The sequence below is a fragment of the Chryseobacterium sp. JK1 genome, from assembly GCF_050632815.1.
Classification (GTDB): domain Bacteria; phylum Bacteroidota; class Bacteroidia; order Flavobacteriales; family Weeksellaceae; genus Chryseobacterium.
Window position 1 is genome coordinate 1831730 of the sequence record NZ_JBODRU010000001.1, and the last position, 17846, is coordinate 1849575.

Below are 17846 nucleotides of genomic sequence, written 5' to 3' on the forward strand. Positions count from 1 at the left end.
ATCTTCTTATATTTTCTACAGCATTAACATCTTTTTTAGCAGATAAAATTCTTTACAACTTATCAAAGATAGTTAAAAATGTAGCTTTTCATATTCTCTGAGATCATGATGATTAAAAAGAATCTTATGATCTTTAGCTCTTTCGAAGGAGATATCATGCTTACCATATTTTTCATAATCATCTTCATCCAGAAATCTATCCATCTGACAGGATTTTATGTAATCGGACTTATCTTTATAGCCTTCCAGATTGATTTTTGAATCATTCCACGGTTCGTGACGGCACCTTAGGCACCATTTTCTGTAGACAGATTGGTTTCCGCAGATCTCACAGTTTTCCAGATGTTCAAACAATTCAAAAATTTCCTGCTGTTGATCTTCGGGAAACAAATAAAGAGGAATTGTTTTCAAAAGAAGATAATAATTAGGCTGCTGCCACGAAAAGCAATCGGCATCCATTTTATCAGAAGTTTCTTCATTTCTAAACAACCATAAGGTCTGAAGATCATAATCAATTTCTGCTTTAGCAATTTCCCTAATATTGAGAATGATTTTGTTTCTCACCTTAATATTCAATCTGTTATCAATATTTACAACAGGTTTTCTTTCTAAATAATGATTCAGGCACAGGGTTGTTTCCCCTGAATCTTCCTCTCTTTTTTTACCTTGGCTTCCACAAATCTCACAGACTGTAGCAGATAAAGCCATATACTTACCGGTTAATGTTTTCATAACCGCATTAAGTTCCGAATTTTCAGAGTAGATGCGACACCTCAGTTCGCCGTTTTTTTCCTTTCCAAAGACATCTTTTTCAAGATTCCAGCCACCGATTACCAGTTCAAACAGCATCTGGCGGATTATTTCATTCCAACCAGTGCTGTTTACAGAAAAATTTTTAAGATTGCGTTCTATAAAAAGGTCAATATCATCCTGATGCATTATAATGAGCTTCCTGATTCTATTTCGTAAGGTTCCTTGCCTTTTTCAAAGATTCGGGTCAGTTCACTTCCTTCCACGGTAATATTTTCGCCAACTCTTCGGATCCAGTTCCCTTCTCTTAACCCTACTACCTTTATATCATTTTGAGTAAGAAATTCTTTGATGCGGGTTTCTCTGGTTTCACCGTTATGCTTCAGCTCCGGATTCGGATCCAGATAATGTGGATTGAGATTGAAAGGAACAAGTCCCATACAGTCAAAACTTGGAGGATATACAATAGGCATATCATTCGTTGTTTTCATATTCTGTCCTCCGATATTACTTCCGGCACTGCAGCCAAGGTAAGCTTTTCCGCCAGATATATTATCTTTTAAAACAGACATAAGCCCTTCTTCGTGAAGTGTTTTTACCAATAAGAATGTATTTCCACCTCCTGTAAAATACCCTTTTGCCTGCTGTATTGCTTCCGCTTTATCCTGAAATTCATGAAGTCCTTTTACTTTGATATTGATGGTTTCAAAAAAAGAACGTGCCTTGGCTGTATATTCATCATGAGAAATACCACCAGGTCTGGCAAAGGGAATAAATACGATTTCGTCAATTCCTTTATATAGCTGAATCAATTCTTCTCTTAGGTATTCCAGATATTCTCCACCGAAAATAGTGGACGTTGAGGCTAATATGATATTCATGTGAGAAAATTATAGGTATTTAAAAATAATTGATGACAAAGATAAACTCAAAGATCAACGAATCAAAAATTAAACTAAAAAAATACGTGAACCCGTTAATATTTTCTAAAAAAGCTTAAAACCTCTAAAATTTGGGCTTTTCTGGAATTATTATTGAATTTTAGATTGTAGAACTTTAAAATATAAGATTATGAAAATGGCTAAGATTAAAATTAAAAATCTATTTTTAGGTTTAATACTTGTAGGAGGTGTAAGTTTTGCAAACGCTCAGACAACACAGTCGGGTACTACTACAGCTACAACAAGTCAGGCAGACAACTCTATTGAAGGTCTTAAAAAACAAATTGAGGCAAATCCAAAGGATACCGAATCATTGGCAAAACTGGCGGCAGCTTATCAGGAAGCTTCAGACTGGCCTAATGCAATTGATACATGGAAAAAGATTTCTGCTTTATTACCGGACTGGGCTCCGTCATATTACAGTCAGGCCTACGCTTATCAGTCTGCTAAAGACGATGCCAATGCCAAGATGGCGTATGAAAAGTATATTGCCACTGTAAAGCCTGAAGAAGTGGAACAGAATAAGAAAAATCTGGCATATGCTTACTTTTATATAGCCTTTGCAGAACAACAAAGCGATCCTGCCAAAGCGAAAGAACATATTGCTAAATCGATACAATATGACCCTAGCAACCAGGATGCTGTAAAATTGAGTAAAGCATTAAATTCATAAAAGGATATAAAATCCGAAAATGTTAAACTGCCCTCAGAAAGTGAAATACTTTCTGGGGGCAGTTCATTTTTAAAAGACTTTCTCAAGAAGTTTTTATCTTTATGAAAACCACACGAAATGATTCCTATGGGAGCGTTGGTAGTGTAGAACGGATAACTGCGAAGGCTGGATTCCTTCGGAATGACTTACAGGATGTTTAGTGTATCTTCACTCTTTGTCATTCCGGAGGAATCTAAACATCGTATAACTTAAATAATCCAGCCTACCTATTCCTGAAGTACCTCATTACTGCAAGATTGTATCGTGTGGCTCTTGTTTTCAAAGACGTTGATTTTAAACAGTTTATCATTAATCAATTCTCTTTCCGAAAAAATCTGTTTCGCCATGGAGGTGACGGATGATCTTCTCAATATTCCGTTGGATGCTTATCTCTGTTTTCAGGTTATTAATATAGCGGATCAGTTCATTTTTTCTTGAAGGAGTAAGATTTTCAAAATTTGCAGCAGCAATACTACTTTCCTTGATCGCTTTTTCCAATTGAGGATGAATGGTTATACTTCTGTTGGAAGCATCATATTCCACAGTAACCTCAATGGTTTCTCCTATTCTTTGAGGAGAATTTTTAAGCATTGTAAAATTGATATACAACCTCCATTCCCCTAGATATTTCATTAGATTCTGTTGATATTCTTTTCCGTTTATCGTTCCTCTTACAGGAATTGGGCTTTTATTTTTGCCTGAATCGCTAAAAATATGGCTTAAAATTTCATTAGGGACAAAAACAAACGGATTGATCCCAATAATTTCTAACGTTGCATTGAAAGAATTTGTTTTCATGGAAATTGAAATTAGAGATTCGCAATTGATAACAAAATTACTTATTAGATTCTAAATCTGTTTACATTTCTTTTTTAATTGATGATACCCTAAAAAAACAATCTCTCCTATTCTTACCTTCATCCTGCCCTTAAATTTTTCCATGTTGAACTTTCTCTTTTCAGCTTTCAACTCCTACATTAATTCCCTATCTTTGTCAGAATAAATCTATTTATCACAATGAAATTTTTTATTGACACAGCTAATTTAGAGCAAATCAAAGAAGCAAGAGACCTTGGAATTTTAGATGGTGTAACCACTAACCCTTCATTAATGGCTAAAGAAGGCATTCAAGGAGCAGAAGCGATCAAAAACCACTACAAAACGATCTGCGAGCTTGTAGATGGAGATATTTCTGCAGAAGTACTTTCTACTACTTATGAAGAAATGATCAAAGAAGGTGACGAACTGGCTGCTATCCATCCTAACATCGTTGTAAAAATCCCAATGATCAAAGACGGAATTAAGGCTTTAAAATATTTTTCCGATAAAGGAATCAGAACCAACTGTACTCTTATCTTCTCTCCAGGACAAGCTCTTTTGGCAGCGAAAGCAGGAGCAACTTATGTTTCTCCGTTCTTGGGAAGATTAGATGATATTTCTACAGACGGACTGAACCTTATCCAGGAAATCAGATTAATTTTCGATAACTATATGTATGAAACTGAAATTTTAGCAGCTTCTATCCGTCACTCAATGCATATTATCGACTGTGCGAAGATTGGTGCTGATGTTATTACATCTCCACTTCCTCCAATCTTGAGCTTATTGAAGCACCCATTAACAGACAGCGGATTAGCTCAGTTTATTGCAGATTCTCAGAAATTAGCATAATAACCGGCTTTTATTAAGATACACCCCCGAAACTTTGTTCCGGGGGCTTTTTATTTTTACATTCCTGATTTCTGAATCATATTTGTATCAATCATCATTTTTTCATTTAACTCCGTGATCTTATTTGAATCAAAAAAATAAAAGATCATGAAACGTACTATTCTTTTCATCACACTATTTTCCTTTGTTTTTGGATGGGCCCAAAATATCGTTTTTTCAAAGGAAAAACTTGATTTGCTGAATCAGTTCAATCTTGAAAATAAGAGCCGCGCTTTTATTATTTATCAGGATGGAAAAGTCATCAATGAAAAATACTTCGGAACAAAAATCATTGATAAACAACCTTTTGACAAAAACTCAACTTGGTATTGGGCTTCTGCAGGAAAATCTTTGACAGCCACTTTGATTGGAATCGCTCAACAGGAAAATTTACTGAATATCAATGATCCTGTATCAAAGTATTTAGGAAAATGGACGGGAATGGATCAGAAAGATGAGAATAAAATAACAATCAGAAATCTACTGACAATGACCTCCGGGCTTGATTATCAGAAGGATCTAAAATGTAAATCCGGTGATTGTTTTGTTTTAAAAAATGCTGCAGGAAGTTTCTGGTATTATGATACTTCAGCCTATTCTCAACTGGCAAAAGTAATTGAAAAAGCAAGTGGTAAAAGTATAGATCAATATACTGCTGAAAAGCTTTCCGGTTCAGGAATTTCAGGGAAATGGGTTCCTTATGAAAACGGCTTGGTATTCTCAAGTACAGCCGAGAGTTTTTTACAATTCGGGAAGCTTGTTTTAAGTAAAGGAAAGCTGAATGGAAAAACCTACTATCAATATGATGATTATTTTCAGCAGATGACCAATACTTCACAAGATCTTAACCTTTCCTATGGCTATTTATGGTGGCTGAACGGAAAAAACAGTATAAAAGTTCCGGGGTTTGAAACCACTTTCAATCAGTCATTAGTTCCTGATGCTCCTCAAGATATGTTTTGTGCATTGGGAAAAAATGGACAGATACTAGACATTGTTCCCAGCCAAAACCTTATCATTCTCAGAATGGGAGAAAACCCAAATGTTTACAACAATATGATGAAGTTTCACAGAGAACTGTGGGAGAAAATCCTTAAATAAAAAAACGGTCTCAAAAGTAAACGAATTACACTTTTGAGACCGTTTTCGTAGTCAAGTTAGACTATTTCAGTATATCCAGTTCAAGCATATTATTTTCATTTTTAATTTTGGCCTTCATTCTCTCTTCCTGCTCTTTTCGGGCTTTTACAGGATCAATAAGTTTCCCGGAATCATCCCTCATTTCTATAATGGTACCTTGTGCCAGCATCTGTCTTTCGCTCTTCATAGGATCATTGCGATAGTCTTTAAACGCTTTCTTATACTTCGTTTCATTCAGGGTAATGAGAGGATTGTAGCGGTGTTTCTCTTTTGTACTTGTCCATTCGTACCCGTTAGGAAGCTTTTTACTGCCTTTTATTTCAAATATATGAGAATGGGTACTGTCTTCCAGTTTAACGATCAACCCTGGAAGTCCATGAAATTTATAAGGACCATCCTGAATCGGAAGATCTGTTGTAAACCATGCGGTCCATTTTCTGCCGGCAAAATCACAAACCGCTTTTTGAGTATTGAATTCTCCTATCTTTTCTTTTTCAGAAAGTATTTTCCAGTCTTGTTTTCTGCTTTCCTGTACCAGATATTCTTCGGCAGAAAGGGTGGTAAAGAAATTAACAGCATATTCAGGATACATTTTCTCAATACTGTATCTTATTTTTCCTTTAAATTTAATTCCTGTAAAATTTAAATCTCCAGTTTTAGACTGTTTCTCGATAATTGCTCTCATGGTAGAATCTGATTCGAAATAATCTTTGCTATAAAATTTGGAACCTTTTGGAGCAACATCCAGCATCATAATTTCAGTCTCAATTTTGTCTTTAGCTGTAGAATCTATAATATATTTGTATTCATAAATAAAACGTTGATTCTGAGCTTGCATAAAGGCACCCAGCAATAAAGCAAGGGTCATGGTAATTAGTTTGTTCATTAGTTTTTTTATTGTTTGCTTTAGTTTTTTTGATTAATGTTTTTAACAACTGTACAGGGATTGCCTACTGCCACTACATTCTCCGGAATATCTTTAGTGACTACACTTCCCGCTCCAATTACGGAATTATTTCCTATAGAAACTCCCGGAAGAACCACTACATTACCTCCCAGCCATACATTATCTCCTATGGTAATGGGATGGGCATATTCTAATCCTTCGTTTCTCTGTTGTACATCCAGTGGATGTCCCGCGGTGTAAAAGCTACAATTAGGGCCAATAAAGACGTTATCTCCAAAGCTTACTTTAGCACAGTCTAAAATAACAAGATTATGATTGGCGTAGAAGTTCTCTCCTACTTTTATATTATAGCCGTAATCACACCAAAATGAAGGTTCTATACAGATATTTTCTTTTATACTGCCAAGGATTTTTCTGAGAAGTTTATTTCTATTTTCTGTATCAGAGTTTTTCAGTGCATTATATTCCAGACAGAGATCTTTGCAGGCAATGCGTTCCTGAATCAACTGCTGGTCATAATTGGCGTTATATAATTGTCCTGCTGCACATTTTTCCTTTTCTGTCATAAACTGATCGTAATAGTGATTAATTTTTGAGTATTTTTATATTATTACTTGAAAGTTAATCAATTTCTCACAATGTGGTTTACTGATATTTATCATTTTGAGCTTTTATCAATAAAAAAAAGGATACCAATGAATGATATCCTGCTATATAAAATTGTTATTTTTCTAATTGACTAAATCTGGTTCAATAGGATTGTTATTTTTTTTAAGAGCTTCCTTCGTAGATTTCTCCATTTCTCTTATCACTTGATTAGGATCTGAAATTTCTTTTCCATCTGCCGTCTTTACTTTAAAAGATACTTTGGTATTGCTGTCCCCACCATTCTTCATCATCAGTTCTTTCATATTTTTAGTAGGGTCATTTTCATATGTTTTCCAGGCTTTTTTAAACTGGTCTTTGGTAACCTCTATTTCTTTTCCGCCTACTCCCAATACTTTTACATGATCCGGAACCTGAAGCTCCTGCTCTGAAACAGCAGTTTTTATAATTTTGTTTCCCACCAACACCATACTGTGGGAGTTGGTAGCATCTTCAATTTTGATGATAAGTCCCGGAAGTCCGTAAAATACATACGGGCCATCCTGAAAAGGAAGTTCGGTTGTAAACCAGGCGGTCCATTCTCTTCCTCCAAAACTGGCAACTGCTTTCTGTGCATTGTATTCACCAATTTTTTGTTTTTCAGGGAGAATCTTCCATTCCTGTTTTTTGTCTTCTTTTATTTTATATTTATCTGTAGAAATACTTCTGAAAAGATAGGTTTTAAAATCCGGATACTCTTTGGTCACTTTAAAAGAAACCTGTCCCGGCTTTTCCCGTCTGTTGATACTGATGTTTCCACCTCCGGCTTTCAGTTGTTTTTCCAGTTCTGCTCTTCCAATGGAATCTGAGACAAATTTATCGTGGCTATAATAGCTTGATCCGCTTTTATCTATGTCCAGCAGCATTATTTCTTTTTTCACATCTTCTTTATTATTGGAGTCGGGAATGAATTTATATTCATAAAAGAACCTGTTGATCTGAGCGTTGGTAAGCACTCCGACCAATATAAAAAATAGAATTTTGCTTTTCATAATATATCATAAAAAAGGCTTTGCCAATCTATAATTAACAAAGCCTGATTAAACTTTATTTCTTGGTCTCGATTCTCACTTCTCCCTGTTTAACATCTCCCTTTTTCTGAGTATTGACGTTCACTCTTGATATATCCTTGGTATCTAATGAGTTTACATCATTCTTAGAAGCTTCTTTACCATCAATGTAATATTTGTAATTTACATCGTCATTACCGCTTACTTTAAACTTTTTCACTCCATTCATTACAATGTTTCCGTTGCCGTCTTTTTTTATAAAATCAGCATTCATTACGATTACATCAGGTGAAGCGTTAGTAATTTTGATAAAAGTACCGTCTTTAAAACTTAGTGATCTCTTTTCGGCTTCTGCACGGGCTATATCTGCCTGTTTTCTTATCCGATCACCATCCAGTCTGATCCTGTCTCCTTCTTTTCGTATTCTGTCTCCTTCCAGTCGGGCTTTTTCTCCTATGGCTCGGGCTGCTTCACCTTCTATTCTTGCTTTCTCTCCAATAGCCCGGGCGATCTCTCCTTCTTTCCTAGCCTTCTCGCCTTGTATTCTGGCTTTCGCACCTTCCATTCTTGCTTTAACTCCTTCTTTAATAGCCTTTTGGGCTTCTTTCAATGCTTTACGCACTTCTGCTTTATCTTCAGGGCTTAAATCTTTATATTCTATCCTATTATTTTTTAAATAGATAACGTTCTTAGGTGCTTTTGGAGCTTTTGGAGCCGCAGGCGGAGCTTTAGGGGCATCAGGAACCTCGGGAACTTCAGGAACTTCAGGTATTTCGATCTCCATGTTTTCTAATTCGCTCATCTGACGCTTCCATTCTGGAGAATTGAAATATTCATCCACTTTTTTGGAAGTTTCATCTGTAATTTCAGTCATTGCAGAAACCAGACCATCTATTTCTTCCATTTTCTTTTCGAAGGCTGTACTTCCAGGATCCAGTTTTCTTAATTCTTTTTGTTTCTGATCTACCTTTTTCTGAAGTTCTGCCAGCTTCTTATTAGATTCATCATCATTAAGATTGGGTAATTGTGATTTTTCTGATGGTTGTGTTTTTTCAGGTCGTACAGTATCTTTCTTAATTTGCGAAACTGCTTTTTTAATACTGAGATTGGTTTCTTCAATTTCTCTGTTTTTGGCATTTACCAGATAAGCAAAAGCTACTGAAAAAAGAACCGGCAGTGCAAAAATTCTTCGCGCATATCCGAATTTGGTTTTAGGTTTTTGTAACATCTTAAGTCTTTTTTTAAGGTTTGAACTTAGAAACGGACTGGCAGCAGGCAACTGTGTTCCGGAAAAGTGGCTTGCTAAAAGCATCTGCGCAAATGCTTTGGTGTCCGAATGCTTCACGGCTTTTTTATCAGCCAGATATTCGTGGATTAGATTAATTTCTTTTTTAATGAGATGAAAAAACGGGTTGAACCAGAAAACAGAGGTAATAATTTCGATAAGGATCTTATCAAACGAGTGTTTCTGCTCAATATGAACCATTTCATGCTTTAAAATCTGCTTTCCAATTTCTGAATTCAAAGTAATTGTATTCTTCCAGAAAAGGTTCTTAAAATATGAAAAGGGGGCTTCGGTAAGATCTGTACGGTAAAAGTTGATCCCGTCAAAACTTTCTTTCTGAAACTGTTTTTTAAACTGTTGGATTTTAAATATCCCTATCGCTAGTTTTCCTAAAAAATAGAAAGAAACAAGTCCCAGAGCTGAAAAAATAATGTTAAAATAAAGGTTACCATTGTCGATGTTTTTTTCTGTATTAAAATTTTGAACTCTATCAAGAAGCAGATACATCTCATTACTTACTTCTATTGTAAAATCTTCTACTTTGATTAGCGGCAGCAGCAGCGGTATCAGAATGGCAGACAATAAATAAAATCGGTTATAATGATGAAATGTCTTGTCTTTTAAAGACAACTGATAATACAAAAACATTACACCGGAACACAAAATTATTTTTCCAAAATATAAAAGTATAGCTTCCATAGGCGTTTAGTCTTTGTTTTTAAGTTCATCTAAAAGCATCTCAAGATCTTCTACAGTCATTTCATTTTTTTCTACCAGAAAAGAAACGGCGCTTTTATAAGATCCTTTAAAATAATTTTTCACAAGACTTTTCATCGTTTTCCCGGAATACTGTTCCTTGGAAACCATCGGAAAATACTCATGTTGCCTTCCGTGTACATGATAGTCTACAAATTCTTTATCCTTCAATACTTTTAAAATGGTAGAAACAGTATTGGTGTGCGGCTTAGGTTCCGGAAAAAGATCAAGAACGTCTTTAAGAAATCCTTTTTCAAGTTTCCATAGATACTGCATTACCTGCTCCTCTGCTTTTGTTAAGGTCTGAATTTTCATATTATGTACGTTTACTTATTAAGTGATAAAAAGAGTGCAATCCTATATCACTAAGAAATTAGTTATACAAATGTAGAAATAAAATCGATTCTAACAACTATTTTTTTAGTGATAAAATATGATTTAAACATAAAAATCTGTAAATCAAGTATATAAAATTAAAACAAATATATTAATTTTTTAACGATGGGAAATTATCACCTATTTAATTAACAGAAAAAGAAGTGTTTCCAAAGTAAATTCTTAAAACTTGTTAATTTTTATTAAATAAAATTAAAATGAATTTGTATTAACCGGGAAAATATATTTATTTTAGTGCCTTAAAAATTTCTCATGAAAAGATATAATTTATTGATTGTACTATTACTGCTTGTTTTTAACTTTACTACAGCACAAAAAAAAAGCAAATCTCCTGCTGCTGACCTTAGTATATTAAAAGATACGAAATCAAAAATTGAAGCAACAGTTCCATTGGTAATCCAACATTTGCAGACTATTGCCACCAAAGAAGGTGACAACAATATTGTGAACAATGGGAAAATTGCAGTAGGTAAAGAATATGGTATTCTGGAATCTGAGTGGTTCCTGTACAGAAATAACATGAAAAACTGCATTCTGAACAATTCTTCGAAGAAAGCTAAAAAGTGTATGGAATATCATACTCAATATCTGAGAAATACCCTTATCAATTACGGGAACTATATCTCTAATCTTACCAGAAAAAATGGATACCTGGGTGTAGAAGGTGATACAAAGTTTGATTTTAAACCTGCAGAAATTGCTACTAAACTTAGTGAGGCTTATGCTAATGCTAGTGATGCAGCAGGAAGAATGAAAGCTGATCAGAAAAGAGATTTCCTAGGGCAAACTATGGATGATGACAATAAACTGACTCCTTACGCTCAACTGGCTCAATAACCGAACTCCACATTTAAAATATAAAAAAGAGAACTGCAAATGCAGCTCTCTTTTTTATTTAAAGCAAAAAATCTCCGTCGGAAAAAGCAGTTTTGTGGTACTAATCATAAAACTTGAGGGGAAAAAGTAGAAAATTAGGACGGAGATTTTATTGCAACGCTCTACAGGAACAATTTGTCCTACCCTTGACCTGTAAAAGCTTTACAAAAATAAAGGTATACCCTTCACCTGTAAAAGAATCATTGTAGAATTAAATAGTGGGAATTGTAGAAATAATTCTACTCAGAAAACTAAAAATGTTTATTCTAAAGCGTTTTTCTTTACTTCCACCAATGGTAATAGTTGTGCAATCCATCATATTCAAATCCACAACGAGGGTATAAAGTATTTCCTATATCATTGGTCTTTTCTGTTTCAAGCATCAGTCCACAGGCTCCTGTTTCTTCACACCATTGTTTGCTGCGGTCTATTAAAGCTACAGAAAGTCCTTTTCCTCTGTAATCGGGATGAACGAACAAATCACTTAGCAGCCATTGTTTCTGTAATTTAGTATAATGAAACAGTTTGTAAAGCTGTACAAAGCCCACTGCTTTCCCATCGGCCAAAGCAAGAAAAATATCAGATTCACTGTTGAGAAACCTTTCTTTAAGAAAAGCTTTACCCTTTTCCAGATCAGATTCCTGTCTGTAAAAAATACGGTAAAGATTAAATAATACGGCTGTTTCATCAAGATCCTCCAGGCTTGCTTTTTTAATCGTGTAATTCATTGTTATCTTTTTTTAATTAACAGTGCAAAAATACCTGTAAGCAGGACTACGTATATCATCCAGAATCCAGTTATACAGGTAGTCCAGAAATAATGGTTATTCCAAAAAATAAAATACCACACGTTTCGGATTTCATATATGTATACAGCTTTGGAACTTTGTCATATAAAATTTAAGGCAATGACAGATTTAATTAAAAAAATAAAAAATGCAGACTGGCAGCATATTACAGAAGAAATGCACCAAAAAGGATACGCGATAATTTCTCAGCTGTTATCTGATGATGAATGTGAAGCTCTGAAGTCAGATTACAACAATACGGATTTGTATCGTAAAACGGTCATCATGGCCCGCCACCGGTTTGGTTTAGGAGAATACAAATACTTCAATTATCCACTGCCAAAATTTATCCAGTCTATACGGACTTCTTTCTATCCCTATCTTGCTCCCATTGCCAATTCCTGGTTCAATGCCCTGCATATTGAGGTCAGGTTTCCTTTAGATCATCCAGAATTTTTACAGCAATGTCATTTTAACGGCCAGCAAAAAGCAACTCCTTTACTCTTAAAATACGGAAAAGGAGGTTTTAATACGTTACACCAGGATTTGTATGGAGATCTTTATTTCCCCATTCAACTTGTTATAATGCTCAGTGAACCGGATCAGGATTTTACAGGTGGAGAGTTTGTACTTACCCAGCAGATTCCGAGGGCTCAGTCAAAGGCTATTGTTTTAAAACCTAAAAAGGGTGATATCCTTATTTTTACCACTCATTTTAAACCCGAAAAAGGAACCAAAGGATATTACAGAGTCAATATGAAACACGGCGTAAGCGAAATAAAAGAAGGAAACCGCTATGCTTTGGGAATTATTTTCCATGATGCAGTGAGCTAGAACATTACTAAAAATAGATTATTATTCAATTTCCTTCATTTTTTCAATGATTAAATATGATACTCCATTCCCAACTATCTCCCGAGCAACTAAGATCTGAAATACATCATCATACCATACTTTTTGGCGGCAATAAAAAACTGAAAATCTATGGACTACTCAGCTGCCACTCTGGAAAGAAAATGAAAACAGAAAACAGAATATTTTTTAGAAATGAAAAAGAAGCACGGCAAAATAACTACCGTCCTTGCGGGCATTGTATGAAAGAAGCCTATCAACAGTGGAAAAAGATACAGCAGAAAAGTTAGAGACGCTCCTCTTTCTGTTGGAGTGTATGAAACAAAAAAAGAGAAGCAATATGATATTGCTTCTCTCGTTGAGTAGCGGGAACCGGACTCGAACCGATGACCTTCGGGTTATGAGCCCGACGAGCTACCTACTGCTCCATCCCGCGATATTGTGGATGCAAAGATAGAGCTATTTTCCTAAACTACAAATATTCGGTTTGTATTCTTTTTGTATTCGCTTTATTATTCGGGAAATCAGTTAAATAATTTATCTGAATCTTTTTTGTTTTTATACATTTCTTCCGCTTTTGAAATAGATATTGAGTTAATAAATTTTTCTATTTCTTCCACGTTAGAGAATATGAGTAAAAAACCATCTGTCTTAATAAATTGATTAGCCTCAGCAACTAATCTTCTTTTATTACTTATCAATAAATAAGTTCCTTTTTCATTTACTAAAAATTCTGCCTGTAAATCAACATTATTAACAGCATAATAATGACCATAATTAAAGGCCATATCAAAACTTCACATATTTATATCTAATTCTTTCGTAAAATCCTTTATATTATTTTTCTCAGATGTAATTTTCCATTCAGCATACTTATTTTTTGCTTCAACCATCCTTTCAATAAAACCTTTCGCTTTATTAAATGACAACTTTAAATAAATTTCTTTGGATAATTTATCATTTGAACGAACATCAATAGTAATGATTTTCTTTTGAGTTAGCTCAAGATTATAAGTTTTACCTGAAATTCTCAAACTGTATTCTCCTAGTAAAAAAATAATAGTGTTTTTTTCATAATATATTATTTATAGTGAATAATAAACGCCTTTTTGTCTCCTAACTTCTACAACATTACAAACAATTGCACATTCTTTCAAGTTGATCCAAAAATCAGGGTAAAGGTCACGGTCTGGATTTCTGGATTCAAGCAGCAAATCACCCGTTTCTACTTTATATTCCTTGATTCTTTTTGTAATAAATCCTCTGTCGTAGTGAAAAAATGTAAAGTCCCATTTATGTATATGAAACTTTTCTTTCCAATGAATTCTGGGAACCTCTCTTAATAATAATTTATCACCTTCTAATATTGCATCAACAGTACCATCATTCATTGAATCTCCCTGTCCATCAATTTCAAAATATCGTCCTTTTGCATCATGATCCAAATAAATAACCCTCTTCTCTAATTCTTGAAGCAATTCTTCTGCATAATAATTTGACTGAAGAGCCAACCCTATCAATCCTGAAAGTGATTTTGTTAAGTATTTCATTCGACCTGTCAGACGAATTTTAACATTTCAAGTAAAGAATTTACTTGCAAAAGAAGAAAACACCAAAGACTTAAAATAATGGACTCTATAACCTTACAAAGAATAGAAAAACTTCATCCTTCAGTAAGGGATGAAGTAAAAAAAATAATTGCAGAATGTGATGAAGCTTTAACAGGCCGTGCTAAAGTCCGTATTACGCAAGGTTTAAGAACTTTTGATGAACAAAATGAGCTTTATGCCCAAGGAAGAACTAAACCGGGGAAAAAAGTAACCAATGCCAAGGGAGGTCAAAGTATTCATAATTATGGTTTTGCTGTAGATATATGCCTGAGCATTGACGGAAAAACAGCAAACTGGGGCACCACAAAAGATTGGGATAATGACAAAGTTGCAGACTGGTATGAGTGTGTAAAAATATTCGCCCGCCACGGCTGGGACTGGGGAGGAAACTGGAAAACATTTAAAGATCTGCCTCACTTTGAAAAGAAAAATTCTAATAATAAACCTTATAATTGGCGAGAACTATTGCAGAATAAAAAAGACAGCAGTGGATATGTGATTTTATAATGCAGGTTATCCGGCTTTGGGTAGAATGATTCCCTCAAAATTTTAAATTGCTACATTTTTGTATTTGGAAATAATACTTTGTATAAAAAAGATTGAATAAATTATTTTGATGAAATTTGAATTTTTAGTTAAAATATTGATTTTAATTGAAATATAATCCATATTCAATATAATTGTCTCAGAACTAATCTCGGGCTTTTTTATTGAATTACTGAAAATAGTATTTTTTTAGTATAGTTTTTAAAATCCAAGAAAGTAATTCAAAATGAAGTATTTAACATGAAAAATTAGTTATTCAATTGTTTGATTTATTTTAATACATTCGATGCGAGTTTTAAATTATTAAATAATCATTAAAACAAAATTTATGAAAAAAACATTATTAGTAGGCGCTTTATTCATTGTTGGAATAGTAAGCGCGTTCCCTTTTAGAACTTCTTGTGGACATGTTGTAAATGTTACGCAAACAGAAGGATATACTATGGAACAAATAACAACTTTTTTACAATTTGTTAATTATAATGAATGTGGTACTAAACCCAAAGGAATAACTCTTTTTATTCATTAATTAACTCTAATTCAAAACTTCAAGCAAAGTATTATTTATACTTTGCTTGTATTATTTAAACTATGAAAATTTACTACAGCCTATTTTTCTTTTTCTTTATAATCATTATTAAATCTCAAGGAGGGTTTAATGTTGTATATGAAGCCGATTATAAATTAGTTTATAAAAATCAAACCAAAAATGCTATTGTTCAGGATGCTGCGTTTGCCCTTTTGATGAACGAAAAAGAGTCTTACTATAAAAACATTAATCAATATGTTGGAGATTCACTGCGTTTAGAAAAAAAGCTTCATGAAAACAGTCCGATTGATGAACAAATGAAATATATTTCTGACTTTCCGGAAAATATAGGAACAACAACAGGGAAGATTTATGTAACTTTTAAAACATCTAATGAATACTTTAAATATGAAGAAACAAATAATATCAATTGGCAACTTATAAATGAATTTAAAACAATTGGAAAGTATAAATGCCAAAAAGCTATAACAAAGAAATATGGTAGAACCTGGATTGCATATTTTACAAAAGAAATACCCTTTCCTTTTGGTCCATACAAGTTTAGTAAACTACCTGGGTTGATTCTAGAAGTGTTTGATGACAAAGATGATTATCATTTTACTATGTATAATTTCAGAAAAAGGAAATATTATTGTAACTCTGCTAATTTGCACACTAATGTTAAACTAGTGAAAAAAGAAAAAATATTTGACTATCAACGAAAAGAACTAACAGATCCCACTCTTTATAATAAATTCATCGAAGATCCTGAAGAGCGTCGCTCTCTCCTTAAAAAGACTCAAGAAAGAGCAAAAAATTATAATCCTATTGAGCTAAGTATTTATTAAGATCATGAGTTTAAAAGCACCTTTTAAAGAGGTGCTTTTTTAATAGCTATCATCTTCTTTATCTTCGAAAAATTTTGAATAGTCTTCTGCTAGCTCTGCATCAATATCTCGTAAATATGCTTTTAGGGCTTTTAATGTAGAATGCCCGGTAACTTTCATCAATAAATCATAAGTCTCAAGCTCGGTTCTTTCTTTCCTAAGTTCTCGGAAAAGCTTTGTTATAAAAGTATGCCTGAATGAATAAATTGTATACTCTTCTCCAAACTCCAAAGCCTTCTTTACATCTTTAAATTTTGCAGAAAAATAATTTCTCCTATTTACTTCGGTGGTCCCAATTCCTTTATCATTAGTTTTGAAAACCAGATCGCCAAGGAATTCCGAACTGTATTTCTTTTAGCAGCAAGAGCATCACATTTGGAATTATCTTTGTTTTTAAAGGCTTATTCTTTGTTTTAACCTCCAGATAAGGTACAGGCTCATTTATTTTAAGATCTTCATATTTAAGCCTTGTAACCTCTATAGGGCGAAGGAAATTGTAAGAAACGAATTGAATAAATAGCAATAGTTTTTTATCCTTTGAAATTTCTTCAAAAAGTTCATCTAATTGTTTATTTAAATAGGATTTATTTTTTTCGGGTTTGTGGCTTTGATTATCTATATCCGTAACAAAATTATTACTAATAAGTTCATTCTTTTTAAGAACATCAAAAAGAGAGGATAAAACTACTTTGTGATTATTATGTGTCTTTCCTGAATTCTTTAAAATTATCTCATTTAGATAATCCTGCAGGTATTTCTTTGGAAATTGATCTGAGGGCAAAATATCAAACCCATGTTTTTCAAGGTATTTAATAAACTGGTTTTTCTTAGAACGATAATCTGGAACTGACGTTTCAGATAATGTTGCAATTTTCATTTCATAAGCCCACTCCAACGCACTTTTAATAGTTGAGCTCTCTTTTGTTTCAGTATCCGGATAAGGTGAATATCCTTTTTTAAGAAGTTCTGCCAAATTATTTTTAATAGATTTTAACCTGGCCAACCGCTCTTTTGCCATTGAATAATCTCTGTTTACATTCATGTATATTGGAGGCTGCCTTTCCATTTTTCTGGTTTTAGGATCTACATAGGAGTAGTATACATACCATCTTTTGGAAAGATCATAATCTTCTCCTCCATGGTTAATCTTCGGCAACTTGTAGGGCACTTTGGGCATTTCGGCACTGTATTCGGTCTTTAAAATCTCAAGTAAAGATAACATAAAAAAATCGGTATAACTTGTTGTTAAACCGATATTTATGATTTAGAAACCTTAGTAGCGGGAACCGGACTCGAACCGATGACCTTCGGGTTATGAGCCCGACGAGCTACCTACTGCTCCATCCCGCGGTGTATTTTTAGAGTGCCTACCGAAAGCACTTGCTTAGTAGCGGGAACCGGACTCGAACCGATGACCTTCGGGTTATGAGCCCGACGAGCTACCTACTGCTCCATCCCGCGGTGTATTTTTAGAGTGCCTACCGAAAGCACTTGCTTAGTAGCGGG

23 protein-coding genes and 3 tRNA genes are annotated in these 17846 nt (G+C 34.0%); 9 read left to right on the forward strand and 17 right to left on the reverse strand.

The genetic code is table 11. The features are described from left to right. Positions 1–72 precede the first annotated feature (72 nt). Complete coding sequence (locus ACQ76T_RS08285) at positions 73–939, reverse strand: hypothetical protein (RefSeq protein WP_431342838.1); 867 nt, start codon at positions 937–939, stop codon at positions 73–75. Then, positions 939–1631 carry a dipeptidase PepE gene (pepE, locus tag ACQ76T_RS08290; RefSeq protein WP_431342839.1) on the reverse strand — a complete coding sequence of 231 codons (693 nt, stop codon included), beginning with the start codon at positions 1629–1631 and terminating at the stop codon, positions 939–941. The genes ACQ76T_RS08285 and pepE overlap by 1 nt, the downstream gene beginning before the upstream one ends. Before the next feature lie 196 nt (positions 1632–1827). Here pepE and ACQ76T_RS08295 point away from each other — a divergent pair, with 196 nt between their 5' ends. Then, positions 1828–2364 carry a tetratricopeptide repeat protein gene (locus ACQ76T_RS08295; RefSeq protein ID WP_431342840.1) on the forward strand — a complete coding sequence of 179 codons (537 nt, stop codon included), beginning with the start codon at positions 1828–1830 and terminating at the stop codon, positions 2362–2364. Between the two features lie 348 nt (positions 2365–2712). Here the strand turns inward: ACQ76T_RS08295 and ACQ76T_RS08300 are convergent, their stop codons facing one another. Next, on the reverse strand, positions 2713–3201 hold the full coding sequence (locus ACQ76T_RS08300; RefSeq protein WP_431342841.1) for a YdeI/OmpD-associated family protein: 489 nt from the start codon (positions 3199–3201) through the stop codon (positions 2713–2715). A 219-nt stretch (positions 3202–3420) separates the two neighbouring features. Here ACQ76T_RS08300 and fsa point away from each other — a divergent pair, with 219 nt between their 5' ends. Both fsa and ACQ76T_RS08310 read left to right on the forward strand, forming a co-directional pair. Beyond that, a complete protein-coding gene (fsa, locus tag ACQ76T_RS08305; protein ID WP_047429579.1) occupies positions 3421–4074 on the forward strand; it encodes a fructose-6-phosphate aldolase in 654 nt (217 codons plus the stop codon). Positions 4075–4221: 147 nt separating this feature from the next. Further along, positions 4222–5214 (forward strand): serine hydrolase domain-containing protein, encoded by a 993-nt coding sequence (locus tag ACQ76T_RS08310; RefSeq protein ID WP_431342842.1) that lies wholly within the window; start codon positions 4222–4224, stop codon positions 5212–5214. A gap of 61 nt (positions 5215–5275) precedes the next feature. Here the strand turns inward: ACQ76T_RS08310 and ACQ76T_RS08315 are convergent, their stop codons facing one another. From ACQ76T_RS08315 to ACQ76T_RS08335, 5 genes are all read right to left on the reverse strand, one after another. Continuing rightward, on the reverse strand, positions 5276–6139 hold the full coding sequence (locus ACQ76T_RS08315) for a GLPGLI family protein (protein WP_431342843.1): 864 nt from the start codon (positions 6137–6139) through the stop codon (positions 5276–5278). A gap of 20 nt (positions 6140–6159) precedes the next feature. Continuing rightward, positions 6160–6726, reverse strand: coding sequence for a sugar O-acetyltransferase (locus ACQ76T_RS08320; protein ID WP_431342844.1), 567 nt, complete (start codon positions 6724–6726; stop codon positions 6160–6162). Positions 6727–6891: 165 nt separating this feature from the next. Then, positions 6892–7797 carry a GLPGLI family protein gene (locus tag ACQ76T_RS08325; protein ID WP_431342845.1) on the reverse strand — a complete coding sequence of 302 codons (906 nt, stop codon included), beginning with the start codon at positions 7795–7797 and terminating at the stop codon, positions 6892–6894. 55 nt (positions 7798–7852) lie between these two features. Then, positions 7853–9799, reverse strand: coding sequence for a M56 family metallopeptidase (locus tag ACQ76T_RS08330; protein WP_431342846.1), 1947 nt, complete (start codon positions 9797–9799; stop codon positions 7853–7855). Positions 9800–9805: 6 nt separating this feature from the next. Further along, a complete protein-coding gene (locus tag ACQ76T_RS08335) occupies positions 9806–10171 on the reverse strand; it encodes a BlaI/MecI/CopY family transcriptional regulator (RefSeq protein ID WP_431342847.1) in 366 nt (121 codons plus the stop codon). 333 nt (positions 10172–10504) lie between these two features. Between ACQ76T_RS08335 and ACQ76T_RS08340 the strand changes: the two genes are divergently transcribed. Continuing rightward, a complete protein-coding gene (locus tag ACQ76T_RS08340; protein ID WP_431342848.1) occupies positions 10505–11089 on the forward strand; it encodes a hypothetical protein in 585 nt (194 codons plus the stop codon). A gap of 320 nt (positions 11090–11409) precedes the next feature. Here ACQ76T_RS08340 and ACQ76T_RS08345 read toward each other — a convergent pair whose 3' ends face one another. Next, on the reverse strand, positions 11410–11856 hold the full coding sequence (locus ACQ76T_RS08345; protein ID WP_422692639.1) for a GNAT family N-acetyltransferase: 447 nt from the start codon (positions 11854–11856) through the stop codon (positions 11410–11412). Positions 11857–12036: 180 nt separating this feature from the next. On the opposite strand from ACQ76T_RS08345, the gene ACQ76T_RS08350 reads away from it, so the two are divergent. Both ACQ76T_RS08350 and ACQ76T_RS08355 read left to right on the forward strand, forming a co-directional pair. Further along, complete coding sequence (locus ACQ76T_RS08350) at positions 12037–12750, forward strand: 2OG-Fe(II) oxygenase (RefSeq protein WP_431342849.1); 714 nt, start codon at positions 12037–12039, stop codon at positions 12748–12750. Positions 12751–12806: 56 nt separating this feature from the next. Continuing rightward, the gene (locus ACQ76T_RS08355) at positions 12807–13058 is read left to right on the forward strand and encodes an Ada metal-binding domain-containing protein (protein WP_431342850.1); all 252 of its coding nucleotides are present in this window, start codon (positions 12807–12809) and stop codon (positions 13056–13058) included. Between the two features lie 73 nt (positions 13059–13131). Here ACQ76T_RS08355 and ACQ76T_RS08360 read toward each other — a convergent pair. The 4 genes from ACQ76T_RS08360 to ACQ76T_RS08375 all read right to left on the reverse strand — a co-directional run bounded on the left by ACQ76T_RS08360 (position 13132) and on the right by ACQ76T_RS08375 (position 14318). Then, positions 13132–13204 (reverse strand) — tRNA-Met (locus ACQ76T_RS08360). A gap of 88 nt (positions 13205–13292) precedes the next feature. Beyond that, positions 13293–13556, reverse strand: a complete 264-nt coding sequence (locus tag ACQ76T_RS08365) for a hypothetical protein (protein WP_431342851.1) — start codon at positions 13554–13556, stop codon at positions 13293–13295. Positions 13557–13565: 9 nt separating this feature from the next. After that, complete coding sequence (locus ACQ76T_RS08370) at positions 13566–13802, reverse strand: hypothetical protein (protein ID WP_431342852.1); 237 nt, start codon at positions 13800–13802, stop codon at positions 13566–13568. 51 nt (positions 13803–13853) lie between these two features. Further along, positions 13854–14318: a hypothetical protein gene (locus tag ACQ76T_RS08375; protein ID WP_431342853.1), complete on the reverse strand. Its 465-nt coding sequence runs from the start codon at positions 14316–14318 to the stop codon at positions 13854–13856. Positions 14319–14396: 78 nt separating this feature from the next. Between ACQ76T_RS08375 and ACQ76T_RS08380 the strand changes: the two genes are divergently transcribed. From ACQ76T_RS08380 to ACQ76T_RS08390, 3 genes are all read left to right on the forward strand, one after another. Further along, complete coding sequence (locus ACQ76T_RS08380) at positions 14397–14885, forward strand: M15 family metallopeptidase (RefSeq protein WP_431342854.1); 489 nt, start codon at positions 14397–14399, stop codon at positions 14883–14885. Between the two features lie 367 nt (positions 14886–15252). After that, positions 15253–15453, forward strand: a complete 201-nt coding sequence (locus tag ACQ76T_RS08385; RefSeq protein WP_431342855.1) for a hypothetical protein — start codon at positions 15253–15255, stop codon at positions 15451–15453. A gap of 62 nt (positions 15454–15515) precedes the next feature. Further along, the gene (locus ACQ76T_RS08390; RefSeq protein ID WP_431342856.1) at positions 15516–16301 is read left to right on the forward strand and encodes a GLPGLI family protein; all 786 of its coding nucleotides are present in this window, start codon (positions 15516–15518) and stop codon (positions 16299–16301) included. A gap of 39 nt (positions 16302–16340) precedes the next feature. Here the strand turns inward: ACQ76T_RS08390 and ACQ76T_RS08395 are convergent, their stop codons facing one another. From ACQ76T_RS08395 to ACQ76T_RS08410, 4 genes are all read right to left on the reverse strand, one after another. Beyond that, on the reverse strand, positions 16341–16571 hold the full coding sequence (locus tag ACQ76T_RS08395) for a hypothetical protein (protein ID WP_431342857.1): 231 nt from the start codon (positions 16569–16571) through the stop codon (positions 16341–16343). 76 nt (positions 16572–16647) lie between these two features. After that, entirely contained in the window at positions 16648–17562 is a 915-nt protein-coding gene (locus ACQ76T_RS08400) for a hypothetical protein (RefSeq protein ID WP_431342858.1), read from the reverse strand. Between the two features lie 55 nt (positions 17563–17617). Further along, positions 17618–17690: transfer RNA gene (locus ACQ76T_RS08405), tRNA-Met, on the reverse strand. Between the two features lie 38 nt (positions 17691–17728). After that, a tRNA-Met gene (locus tag ACQ76T_RS08410) sits at positions 17729–17801 on the reverse strand. Positions 17802–17846 lie beyond the last annotated feature (45 nt).

What these genes read in the sequence shown, in the direction of transcription:
- ACQ76T_RS08285 (WP_431342838.1), bottom strand. Translation starts at nt 939, where the DNA reads ATGCATCAGGATGATATTGACCTTTTTATAGAACGCAATCTTAAAAAT.
- pepE (WP_431342839.1), bottom strand. Translation starts at nt 1,631, where the DNA reads ATGAATATCATATTAGCCTCAACGTCCACTATTTTCGGTGGAGAATAT.
- ACQ76T_RS08295 (WP_431342840.1), top strand. Translation starts at nt 1,828, where the DNA reads ATGGCTAAGATTAAAATTAAAAATCTATTTTTAGGTTTAATACTTGTA.
- ACQ76T_RS08300 (WP_431342841.1), bottom strand. Translation starts at nt 3,201, where the DNA reads ATGAAAACAAATTCTTTCAATGCAACGTTAGAAATTATTGGGATCAAT.
- fsa (WP_047429579.1), top strand. Translation starts at nt 3,421, where the DNA reads ATGAAATTTTTTATTGACACAGCTAATTTAGAGCAAATCAAAGAAGCA.
- ACQ76T_RS08310 (WP_431342842.1), top strand. Translation starts at nt 4,222, where the DNA reads ATGAAACGTACTATTCTTTTCATCACACTATTTTCCTTTGTTTTTGGA.
- ACQ76T_RS08315 (WP_431342843.1), bottom strand. Translation starts at nt 6,139, where the DNA reads ATGAACAAACTAATTACCATGACCCTTGCTTTATTGCTGGGTGCCTTT.
- ACQ76T_RS08320 (WP_431342844.1), bottom strand. Translation starts at nt 6,726, where the DNA reads ATGACAGAAAAGGAAAAATGTGCAGCAGGACAATTATATAACGCCAAT.
- ACQ76T_RS08325 (WP_431342845.1), bottom strand. Translation starts at nt 7,797, where the DNA reads ATGAAAAGCAAAATTCTATTTTTTATATTGGTCGGAGTGCTTACCAAC.
- ACQ76T_RS08330 (WP_431342846.1), bottom strand. Translation starts at nt 9,799, where the DNA reads ATGGAAGCTATACTTTTATATTTTGGAAAAATAATTTTGTGTTCCGGT.
- ACQ76T_RS08335 (WP_431342847.1), bottom strand. Translation starts at nt 10,171, where the DNA reads ATGAAAATTCAGACCTTAACAAAAGCAGAGGAGCAGGTAATGCAGTAT.
- ACQ76T_RS08340 (WP_431342848.1), top strand. Translation starts at nt 10,505, where the DNA reads ATGAAAAGATATAATTTATTGATTGTACTATTACTGCTTGTTTTTAAC.
- ACQ76T_RS08345 (WP_422692639.1), bottom strand. Translation starts at nt 11,856, where the DNA reads ATGAATTACACGATTAAAAAAGCAAGCCTGGAGGATCTTGATGAAACA.
- ACQ76T_RS08350 (WP_431342849.1), top strand. Translation starts at nt 12,037, where the DNA reads ATGACAGATTTAATTAAAAAAATAAAAAATGCAGACTGGCAGCATATT.
- ACQ76T_RS08355 (WP_431342850.1), top strand. Translation starts at nt 12,807, where the DNA reads ATGATACTCCATTCCCAACTATCTCCCGAGCAACTAAGATCTGAAATA.
- ACQ76T_RS08365 (WP_431342851.1), bottom strand. Translation starts at nt 13,556, where the DNA reads ATGGCCTTTAATTATGGTCATTATTATGCTGTTAATAATGTTGATTTA.
- ACQ76T_RS08375 (WP_431342853.1), bottom strand. Translation starts at nt 14,318, where the DNA reads ATGAAATACTTAACAAAATCACTTTCAGGATTGATAGGGTTGGCTCTT.
- ACQ76T_RS08380 (WP_431342854.1), top strand. Translation starts at nt 14,397, where the DNA reads ATGGACTCTATAACCTTACAAAGAATAGAAAAACTTCATCCTTCAGTA.
- ACQ76T_RS08385 (WP_431342855.1), top strand. Translation starts at nt 15,253, where the DNA reads ATGAAAAAAACATTATTAGTAGGCGCTTTATTCATTGTTGGAATAGTA.
- ACQ76T_RS08390 (WP_431342856.1), top strand. Translation starts at nt 15,516, where the DNA reads ATGAAAATTTACTACAGCCTATTTTTCTTTTTCTTTATAATCATTATT.
- ACQ76T_RS08400 (WP_431342858.1), bottom strand. Translation starts at nt 17,562, where the DNA reads ATGTTATCTTTACTTGAGATTTTAAAGACCGAATACAGTGCCGAAATG.